The sequence below is a fragment of the Paenibacillus algicola genome (assembly GCF_005577435.1).
Classification (GTDB): Bacteria; Bacillota; Bacilli; order Paenibacillales; family Paenibacillaceae; genus Paenibacillus_AQ; species Paenibacillus_AQ algicola.
This window is the reverse complement of record NZ_CP040396.1, coordinates 1-10,000: the sequence shown is the minus strand read 5'-3', so window position 1 is coordinate 10,000 and position 10,000 is coordinate 1. Positions and strand designations below refer to the sequence as shown.

General features: G+C 50.9%; 8 protein-coding genes (1 of these 8 cut by a window edge). 1 reads left to right on the top strand and 7 read right to left on the bottom strand.

All coding sequences use genetic code 11. The features are described from left to right. A protein-coding gene (gyrA, locus tag E6C60_RS00040; protein ID WP_138223899.1) for a DNA gyrase subunit A crosses the window boundary here: on the bottom strand, positions 1-2,479 show its 5' portion. It extends 17 nt beyond the left edge of the window; only the first 2,479 of its 2,496 coding nucleotides appear in the window; its start codon is at positions 2,477-2,479; its stop codon lies beyond the left edge, outside the window. A 351-nt stretch (positions 2,480-2,830) separates the two neighbouring features. Here gyrA and E6C60_RS00035 point away from each other — a divergent pair, with 351 nt between their 5' ends. Further along, positions 2,831-3,616, top strand: coding sequence for a YheC/YheD family protein (locus E6C60_RS00035; protein WP_138223898.1), 786 nt, complete (start codon positions 2,831-2,833; stop codon positions 3,614-3,616). A gap of 58 nt (positions 3,617-3,674) precedes the next feature. On the opposite strand, the gene gyrB is transcribed toward E6C60_RS00035, so the two are convergent. The 6 genes from gyrB to dnaA form a co-directional block, all read right to left on the bottom strand. Then, positions 3,675-5,585, bottom strand: a complete 1,911-nt coding sequence (gene gyrB, locus E6C60_RS00030; RefSeq protein WP_138223897.1) for a DNA topoisomerase (ATP-hydrolyzing) subunit B — start codon at positions 5,583-5,585, stop codon at positions 3,675-3,677. A gap of 42 nt (positions 5,586-5,627) precedes the next feature. After that, positions 5,628-5,879 (bottom strand): extracellular matrix regulator RemB, encoded by a 252-nt coding sequence (gene remB / locus E6C60_RS00025; RefSeq protein ID WP_138227545.1) that lies wholly within the window; start codon positions 5,877-5,879, stop codon positions 5,628-5,630. Positions 5,880-5,892: 13 nt separating this feature from the next. Next, on the bottom strand, positions 5,893-7,005 hold the full coding sequence (recF, locus tag E6C60_RS00020; RefSeq protein ID WP_138223896.1) for a DNA replication/repair protein RecF: 1,113 nt from the start codon (positions 7,003-7,005) through the stop codon (positions 5,893-5,895). Between the two features lie 54 nt (positions 7,006-7,059). After that, complete coding sequence (gene yaaA, locus E6C60_RS00015; RefSeq protein ID WP_138223895.1) at positions 7,060-7,275, bottom strand: S4 domain-containing protein YaaA; 216 nt, start codon at positions 7,273-7,275, stop codon at positions 7,060-7,062. Between the two features lie 39 nt (positions 7,276-7,314). Next, on the bottom strand, positions 7,315-8,457 hold the full coding sequence (gene dnaN / locus E6C60_RS00010; protein ID WP_138223894.1) for a DNA polymerase III subunit beta: 1,143 nt from the start codon (positions 8,455-8,457) through the stop codon (positions 7,315-7,317). A gap of 196 nt (positions 8,458-8,653) precedes the next feature. Next, on the bottom strand, positions 8,654-10,000 hold the full coding sequence (dnaA, locus tag E6C60_RS00005) for a chromosomal replication initiator protein DnaA (RefSeq protein ID WP_138223893.1): 1,347 nt from the start codon (positions 9,998-10,000) through the stop codon (positions 8,654-8,656).

Below are 10,000 nucleotides of genomic sequence, written 5' to 3'. Positions count from 1 at the left end.
TCGAAGGCTCGTCTCCTTCAAATGGAGCATCTTCATCCTCATCCTCAGCAGGCTCCTCGCTCTTATCTACACGGCAGACGGTCGCCACATGGTCATCCTCGCGAATGTTAATCAAGCGGACGCCTTGGGTGTATCTGCCCATGGTAGAGATGCCCTCCATGCTTGTACGGATAATCGTTCCGCTGGCGGTAATCACCATCAGGTCCTCTTCCGATTTCACGACCTTCAGGCTGACAACAGGACCGTTCTTCTCCGTTACATTAATCGTCTTGATGCCGCGTCCGCCACGGGTCTGGGAACGATAGTCTGAGACCGGTGTACGTTTGCCGTAGCCCTTGCTCGTAACGATCAGGATATCCAGCTCCTTGTCCACCACATCCATGCCGATGACAGAATCCCCGTCGCCCAGCGTAATGCCCTTGACTCCGGTTGCACTCCGTCCCATGGATCTGACGTCACTCTCTCCGAAGCGGATAGACATCCCGTGTGCGGTACCCATAATGATCTCCTGCTGGCCGTCGGTCAGCTTCACATCGATCAGAGAGTCCTCTTCCCGCAGATTAATGGCGATCAATCCGCCCTTGCGGATGTTCACATAATCCTCGAGCGGTGTTTTTTTCACGATACCTTCACGGGTGGCAAAGAACAGATAGTCATTGTTCTCAAAGCTCTCTACCGGAATAACAGCGTTAATGGTCTCTCCCTGTTCAATCTGGATCAGGTTGATGATCGGGGTTCCGCGTGCAGTCCGGCTCAGCTCTGGAATCTCATACGCCTTCAGGCGGTACGCCTTGCCCTTATCCGTGAAGAACATGAGATAGTGGTGTGAATTAGTACCGAACAGGTGCTCCACGAAATCCTCGCTCTTCGTCCCCATACCGACCACGCCCTTGCCGCCGCGCTTCTGACTCCGATAGGTGTTGGCAGGCAGACGCTTGATATAGCCAGTATGGCTGATCGTAATGATAACCTCTTCGCGTGGAATCAGGTCTTCATCCAAAATGCTGTCCTCGCCCACAATAATCTCTGTGCGACGATCATCATTAAAGCGTGACTTGATCTCTTCCAGCTCATCGCTGATGATCTGCAGCACAAGAGATTCATTAGCCAAAATTTCTTTCAGCTCGGCAATCTTGATCAACAGCTCCTGGTATTCATTCTCGATCTTCTCACGCTCGAGACCTGTCAGGCGCTGCAGACGCATATCCAGGATGGCCTGAGACTGCTCATGGCTAAGCCCAAAGCGCTCCATCAAGCCCTCGCGTGCCGCCTCTGTGGTCTGTGAAGCCCGGATTAAAGCAATAACCTCATCCAGATGATCCAGCGCAATACGGAGACCTTCGAGAATATGGGCTCGTGCTTCTGCTTTTCTTAATTCGAATTCTGTACGCCGGCGAATAACGATCACCTGATGATCCAGGTAATGGTGCAGCACATCGCGCAGGTTCAGGATCTTCGGCTCATTGTTCACGATCGCAAGCATGTTGATACCGAAATTAGACTGCATCGCAGTATGCTTATACAAGTTATTCAGCACCACGTTAGGATTCACATCGCGTCTGAGCTCGATCACAATACGCATCCCGTTACGGTCGGACTCATCGCGCAGATCTGTAATGCCGTCAATCCGCTTCTCACGCACCAGCTCTGCAATCTTCTCCACCAGCCGCGCCTTATTCACCTGATAAGGAATCTCATGCACCACGATCCGGGCCTTGTGATTGTTCTCCTCAATGGTAGCCTTCGCGCGCATCGTCACTGAGCCCCGGCCGGTCTGGTAAGCCTGGCGAATGCCGGCGCGCCCTACGATATAACCGGAGGTTGGGAAATCCGGGCCCTGAATGTAATCCATCAGCTCCAGCGGCGTAAGGTCCGGGTTCTTGATCAGTGCCTGAACGCCGTCGATGACTTCACCCAGATTATGCGGTGGAATATTGGTAGCCATTCCGACCGCGATCCCCGACACGCCGTTAACCAGCAGATTCGGATAGCGGGCCGGCAGCACAACCGGTTCATGCTCTTCTCCGTCATAGTTCGGTGCAAAATCAATCGTTTCTTTATTAATATCCCGCAGCATTTCCATTGCCAGCTTGGATAGACGGGCTTCGGTATAACGCATTGCAGCCGCCATATCTCCGTCAATGGAGCCAAAGTTACCGTGGCCGTCGACCAGCATATAGCGCATGGAGAAGTCCTGAGCCATCCGTACCATGGATTCATAGACCGCAGAATCACCGTGCGGATGATACTTACCAATGACCTCACCGACAATTCTTGCGGACTTCTTATAGGGTTTATCGGGTGCCATGCCAAGCTCGGACATCGCGTACAAAATACGGCGGTGTACCGGCTTCAGTCCGTCACGCACGTCTGGCAGAGCCCGGCTGACAATGATACTCATCGCGTAATCCATAAAGGATTCACGCATTTCCGTACCGATGTCACGATCTTTAATTTGGGAGAAATTTTCTTCCGCCATGCTGGGCCTCCTTCATTTTCCTATCAACCATGCCCTCATCTATGTGAAAAAAGCAGAAAAGTAACCATGAAAACGTCTGCATATACCCATAATTATATTACTTTCACAAAAAGAGTACAATTAAACGTCAACGCACTCCGGCCTATGAAAACTGTACTTTTTGGCTTCAGGCTAGGGATACGCCCTGCCTTCTGCATCCATCTTCACATACACTGCAAAGCAAGGGATTTGAATAATTCTTCGAAAAGAAATGCAAATCTTCGCATCTTTATATTATACCATTGTTTGCAGTCCTTGTCCTGACTTTTCAAGAGACCGGACCCCAATGAAACCGGAAAGGAATGAGCAAGGTTGACTGTACAACGCGTTTCCAGCAAATGGGCCAAAACAAAGATCCTGCTTCTTAACAAAGACCTGGCCTCCTATGTACCGGATACTCGAATTTACTCCTTGTCGGAACTGCAGCAGATGCTTGATGCGTACAATCTCGTATACATCAAACCGGATCAGGGCACGTACGGCAACGGGGTTATGTGTGCTGAAAAAGTTACAGTTCCGCTGTCAGAGCATTCCGGCGGCATTTCCGCCCAGTACATCCTTCGCTATGAAACCAGCACGGAAGCCTATAAAGAGCTCGACTCGCTGCACAGGGCGATCACCCAGCTTTGCGCCGGCAAAGAATATATTATTCAAAAGGGAATTCGGCTGCTGAAGCAGGGCGGAAGTCCTTTCGATCTAAGAGTGCTTACGCAAAAAACTCCTGACGGCGGCTGGGAAAGCACTGGAATCATCGGCCGGGTCGCCGCCCTCCAAAAAATCATCACCAATCATCACAGTGGGGGCACGACCGCCCATTTCAGAAGTCTGATGAAAGAGCATATGAACATGGAGGAAACCGAGCAGCTTCGCCGGAAGCTAAAGGACCTTGGTGTGCGGACCGCAAAGCAGCTACAGAAGAAATACCGAAACCTGAAGGAAATTGGCTTAGATATCGCAATTGATGAACGCTTTGATATCTGGATCCTGGAGGTCAACACCAAGCCGGCGCTATTCCCTTTTAAGAAGTTTTTTAAAAATCCTGCTGTCTACCGCAAGGTCAAAAAATACGCGCTTGCTTATGGGCGCCGCAAGCTCTGAGGCTGCAAAAAAGCGTGCCGCTTTCCATCTCGGGAAGGGCACGCTTTCCATATATTATTTAGATATCCAGGTTACGCACAGACTTGGCATGCTCCTGAATGAAGTCCCGCCGCGGCTCAACATTATCCCCCATGAGGGTATCAAAAATGCTGTCGGCAATAATAGCATCCTCAATCGTAACCTGAAGCATTGTGCGGCTCTCAGGGTCCATCGTCGTCTCCCACAGCTGCGCTGCATTCATCTCACCAAGGCCTTTATAGCGCTGAACGTTAAACTTGGCGTTCTCTCCGAATCCGGCGATGATTTCATCCCGCTCCCGCTCCGTGCCCGCATAACGGACCACCTTGTTACGCTCCACCTTAAACAGCGGCGGCTGCGCAATATAGATAAAGCCCGCTTCGACAATCTTGCGCATGTACCGGTAAAAGAATGTCAGCAGCAGGGTACGAATATGAGCTCCGTCTACGTCAGCATCCGTCATGATAATGATCTTGTGGTAACGAGCTTTATCCAGGTCGAAATCATCACCAATGCCGGTACCGAGTGCCGTAATAATCGCCCGGATCTCGGTATTGGACAAGATACGGTCCAGCCTCGCCTTTTCGACGTTTAGAATCTTGCCCCGCAGCGGCAAAATAGCCTGGAAATGGCGGTCTCTGCCCTGCTTGGCAGATCCGCCGGCGGAGTCGCCTTCGACGATGTACAGCTCACTGATCGAAGCATCCTTGGAGGAGCAGTCGGCCAGCTTGCCCGGCAGTGCACTGACCTCCAGGGCACTCTTACGGCGCGTCATCTCCCGCGCTTTACGGGCTGCTTCACGGGCACGAGATGCCTGCAGCGCTTTATCCAGAATCCGCCGGGATACCGACGGGTTCTCCTGCAGGAATTCCTGCAGCTTCTCTGAGAAGAGGGATTCCACGATGCCACGTGCCTCACTGTTGCCGAGCTTCGTCTTCGTCTGGCCTTCAAACTGCGGCTCCGGAATCTTGACCGAGATAATCGCGGTTAAGCCTTCACGCACATCGTCCCCGGTCAGATTACCGCTGTTGTCCTTGATCAGGCCGGCTTTGCGGGCATAATCATTAATAATCCGGGTGAGGGCGCTCTTGAAGCCGGATTCATGGGTTCCGCCCTCATGCGTGTTGATGTTGTTGGCGAAGGAATAAATATTCTCGGTATAGCTGTCATTGTACTGCAGGGACACCTCAACCTGAATATTGTCGCGGGAGCCCTCTACATAAATCGGATCCTCATGCAGCGCCTGCTTGTTCTCATTCAGAAATTTCACGTACTCAATGATGCCGCCGTCATATTTGAACCGGTTGCTGGCTCCCGTGCGTTCATCCATCAAGGAAAGGGCAATGCCCTTGTTCAGGAAGGCCAGCTCGCGGATGCGAGTCAGCAGTGTCTGGTAATTGTATTCTGTCGTTTCCGTAAAAATCTCGGGATCCGGCAGGAAGGTCACGGTAGTGCCATGCTCATCACTATCCCCGATCACCTGAATATCATATTGCGGAACACCCCGATGGTATTCCTGCTGATACACGTGGCCATCGCGTTTAACCTGAACGACCACCTTGCTCGACAAGGCGTTCACGACCGAGACGCCGACGCCATGCAGACCGCCGGACACCTTGTAGCCGCCGCCGCCGAATTTACCCCCGGCATGGAGCACTGTCATGACGACCTCCAGCGTGGATTTCTTCAGCTTGGCATTCTCACCGACCGGAATACCGCGACCGTTATCAATGACCGTAATACTGTTATCCTTATGGACGATAACCTCGATCTCATCACAGATGCCGGCCATCGCTTCATCAATGCTGTTATCCACCACTTCCCAGACCAGGTGGTGCAGCCCCTTCTCGCTGGTGGATCCGATATACATCCCCGGACGTTTGCGGACGGCCTCCAAGCCTTCCAGCACCTGAATCTGATTCTCATCATAAGCCGGTTGATTCATAGACATGCCTTCACCTACTTTTACAGATTGTTAAGCCAATAGCGATCGTTAAGCGTTCGCAACAAATAAGTTTGCTCGTTTCTTGAGCGTAGCCGAGGAAATAGGAGAATAGTAAACGATGCCCTTGGTCACGACAATGGATTTAGGATCCTCTTCGCCGATAAACTCAACCACCTTGTTCTGCCTGGCATGCGTAATGAACTGCTTGGAGACCTTTGAGGACTTCTCAATCGAAACATCAAAGATGCCAACCAGCTCCGAGGACCGGATAATCTTCTCGCCACCCAAATGAATATAGATTGAAATCCACTCCTTAGAGGTCCACTTGACCGCTGTGAACCGTATAAATGCGGGCATCCTTTAATTTATCAGCATTGAGGCTCTCTACGCCTGTCGCCGTAATGAACGTCTGTACCTTGCTTTGAAAGGTTTCAATCAGCTGTGTCTGACGGTACGGATCCAGCTCCGACAGCACATCATCCAGCAGCAGCACCGGATACTCTCCGATCTCCTCCTGAATAAGCTCGATTTCCGCGAGTTTAAGGGACAGCGCGGTTGTCCGCTGCTGACCCTGGGATCCATACGTCTGCACTTCCTTGCCGTTTATATAAAAGGCCAGGTCGTCTCGATGAGGACCTGCCAGCGTCATGCCGCGTCTGATTTCCTGATCTTTCACTTGTGATAATTTTATCATAAACGCCTCAAATAAGACAGCTTCATCTTCTTCCTCCGTATTGGAGAACGAAGGCAGGTATAGCAGCTGCAGCTCCTCCAGGCCGTTCGTAATCCCCTGATGGATGCTTTCCGCCCACTTTTGCAGCTTTTTTATAAATTGTTTCCTCTTCTTTACAATTTTAACACCGTGCTCAACAAGCTGGGCATTCCAAATATCCAGCATCCCCTGCTGGGAGGCATCCTTCCCCCATAAGCTCTTCAGCAGATTGTTGCGCTGCAGCAGCACCTTCTGATATTGCTGCAGATGAAACAGATAGCTTGGTGTTACCTGTCCGATCTCCATATCGAGAAACCGGCGGCGGATGCCGGGTGTACCTTTTACAATTTCGAGATCCTCCGGAGCAAACATAACCACATTCAGCGTTCCGATAAAATCGCTCAGCTTCCGCTGCTCCAGCCCGTTAATGCGTGCCTTCTTCCCCTGTGTGGAAAGCGACAGCTCCAGCTTCAGGCTGCCGTATTTCTTCTCCACCTCGGCGGCCATATGGGCATGGCTCTGATCAAAAGCGATCAGCTCCTTATCCTTGGAGGTGCGATGGCTTTTGCTCAGGGCAAGAACGAACAGGGCTTCCACCAGATTGGTTTTGCCCTGTGCATTTTGACCGATGATTAAATTAACGTCTCCGAAGGAATCCAGATGCAGGTGCTCATAGTTGCGATAGTGCTGTAAACGGATGTTTTTCACAAACAAGCGGATTCACTCCCTATTGTTGTCGCCGCATTTAGGTGTTTAGCAGCTTCCCTCTTATTGTGCAGCGACCTGGAAGCTTCCGCAATCCTCCACCTCGACCTGATCTCCCGGATACAGCTTCCGCCCTCGGCGCTCCTCGCTCTCTCCGTTTACCTTCACCATGCCCTCCTGCAAAAGAGCCTTGGCCATGCCGCCTGTGGATACACAATCCGCCAGCTTCAAAAATGTATCCAGCTTAATATATTCACTGTGGATAGTTATTAATTTCATATCTGATCCTTTCGGTCCCGCTGATCTGGGGATAACTTTTTAGTTGGTTGTGCGGTACGGCAGGATGATATACATGCTGCGGCTGTCATCCAGAGGCTTCAGAATAATCGGGCTCATCACACCGGTAAAGGCAATCATCAACTGCTCGCTCTCAACGACCTTCAGCACGTCCAGCATATATTTGGAGTTGAATGAGATTTTCAAAGGCTCGCCCTTGAATTCTGCCAGCTCGAGCTCTTCACGAACCTTCCCCAGCTCGGAGGAGCTCGATGAAATTTCAATGCCTCCATGCTCCATCGTCTGCATGCGCACAATATTTGTTTTCTCCTCTTTGGACAGCAAATAAGCACGGTCGATGGATTCGCTCAGCTTTTTGGTGTCAAGAATGAGTTCTGTTTTGTGCGTAGTCGGAATAATTCTAGTAGTGTCCGGGTAAATCCCGTCCAAAATACGCGAGTAAAAGAGCACGCGGTCGATTTTGAACAGCACTTGATTGTCAGCAACGACAATATCAACGAGGGTGTTCTGGTCTGGCACGATTTTGCTCAGCTCATTCAGCGTTTTGCCTGCAATGACGATATTGTTGAATTTCATCTCCTCAACGCCATCCAGCTTGGCAGAGCGGGTAGCCAGGCGGTGACGGTCCGTTGCCGTAAACTTCAGCTCTCCCTCTGACAAATTCCAGAGCACGCCGGTTAGAATCGGTGTCGTCTCGTGTGTGGAAATGGAGAAGACGGTCTGCTTGATCATATTTTTGAGCAGATCGCCAGGGACAGAGACACTTTGGCTGTCATCAATGCTTGGCAGTACCGGGAATTCTTCAGGGTCCAGGCCAACCATCTGAATTTCGGTAGCACCTGCAGAGATAAAGGTCTGGAAGTTCTCTTTAACCTCCATCTGCACCTCGGAAGAAGGCAGCTTCTTAATAATCTCCACGAAAAATTTAGCAGGCAGCACGACACTGCCGGGCTGGTCCACCTGCACAATGGTCTGCTTCTCATCCTCTGCCGGGATAAAGGATTGAATCGATATATCCGTATCGCTCGCGGTTAAGGTAACCCCCTGGCGGTTCACATCCAGCTTAATCCCGCTCAGAATCGGAATCGTCGTACGGCTGGAAATGGCTTTGGATACATGTTGAATGGATTCGTTCAAAAATGATTTGAGGATACTGATTTTCATAGTTTCACTCCTTGAGCAATTTGAAGAAGCACGGATGATTAAGCATTGCCGGAAAGCATCGTCTTCTCTATGGATATATCTTTATTAATTAATAGTATTAGTAGTAGGGGCACTGAATATGTGGATAAGCTCGATAAACCCCATAAAATTAAGCCTATCCACATGTGTACAGAGTGTGCATAGGCTTTGGACTTGTTCAGGTAGGGTTTTTGATTTTCTCTGTAATGTTGTTGATAACTTTAAAGAGCTCCTGGTCGGCCTTGATGGACTGCGTGATCTTCTCATGAGCATGGATGACGGTAGTATGATCACGTCCGCCAAAAGCCTCTCCGATCTTGGGCAGGGAGTAATCCGTCAGCTCGCGGGACAAGTACATGGCAATTTGCCGCGGAAATGCGACAGCCTTAGTTCTCTTGCGGGCCTTGAAATCCTCAAGCCTTAAATTATAGTACTCGCCAACCTTCTGCTGGATGTCCTGAATCGTGATGATTCTAGGACGGCTCGAAGGAATGATGTCCTTCAGCGCTTCGGCAGCCAGATGGGTCGTGACATCCTGATTCGTCAGAGAGGAATAGGCAACCACGCGAATAAGCGCGCCTTCCAGCTCGCGGATGTTCGTATCAATCTGATTGGCAATGTACATCATCGCCTCATTCGGAATGTCCAGGTTCTCGGCCTTGGCCTTCTTGCGGAGGATGGCGATCCGGGTCTCCAGATCCGGCGGCTGAATGTCGGTAATCAGTCCCCATTCGAAGCGGGAGCGCAGCCGTTCCTCCAGTGTCGGAATTTCCTTCGGCGGCCGGTCACTGGAAATAATAATCTGCTTCCGTTCCTCATGCAGCGCGTTAAACGTATGGAAAAATTCCTCCTGGGTCGATTCCTTCCCCGCCAGAAACTGAATATCGTCAATAAGCAAAATATCGACGTTGCGGTATTTGTTGCGGAAGCTCTCCGCCCGGTTGTCCCGGATGGAGTTGATGAACTCGTTGGTAAACTTCTCGGAGGAGATGTATACCACCTTACTGCTTGGATTGTGCTCCAGAATATAATGTCCGATCGCATGCATCAGATGGGTCTTCCCCAGCCCTACTCCCCCGTATAGAAAAAGAGGATTGTACGCCTTCGCCGGCGCTTCCGCGACAGCCAGTGAGGCAGCATGGGCAAAACGGTTCCCCGAGCCGATGACAAAGGTATCAAACGTGTATTTCTGGTTCAGCATATGCGACTGGATCTCATCGCTGGACACCTGCATAGCCGGTGCCGGCTGCTGTGGTGCAGGCTCCGCCGACTTGACCTCCTCAATCACAAAGCGTACATCCACCTCCTTGCCCAGCACTTCATACACCGTTGTGCTGACCAGCTTGGTGTATCTGCTTTCCAGCCATTCCACGGCAAAGGTGGTTGGGGCGGAGATGATGACGGAGTGATCGTTCAGCGTCATTGCTTTGGTGGCTTTAAACCAAGTGTCAAAGCTCGGCTTGCTCAGCTTGGTTTGTATGATCGATAAGATTTGCTGCCATAGTTCGGAAGTATGGCTTTCCAA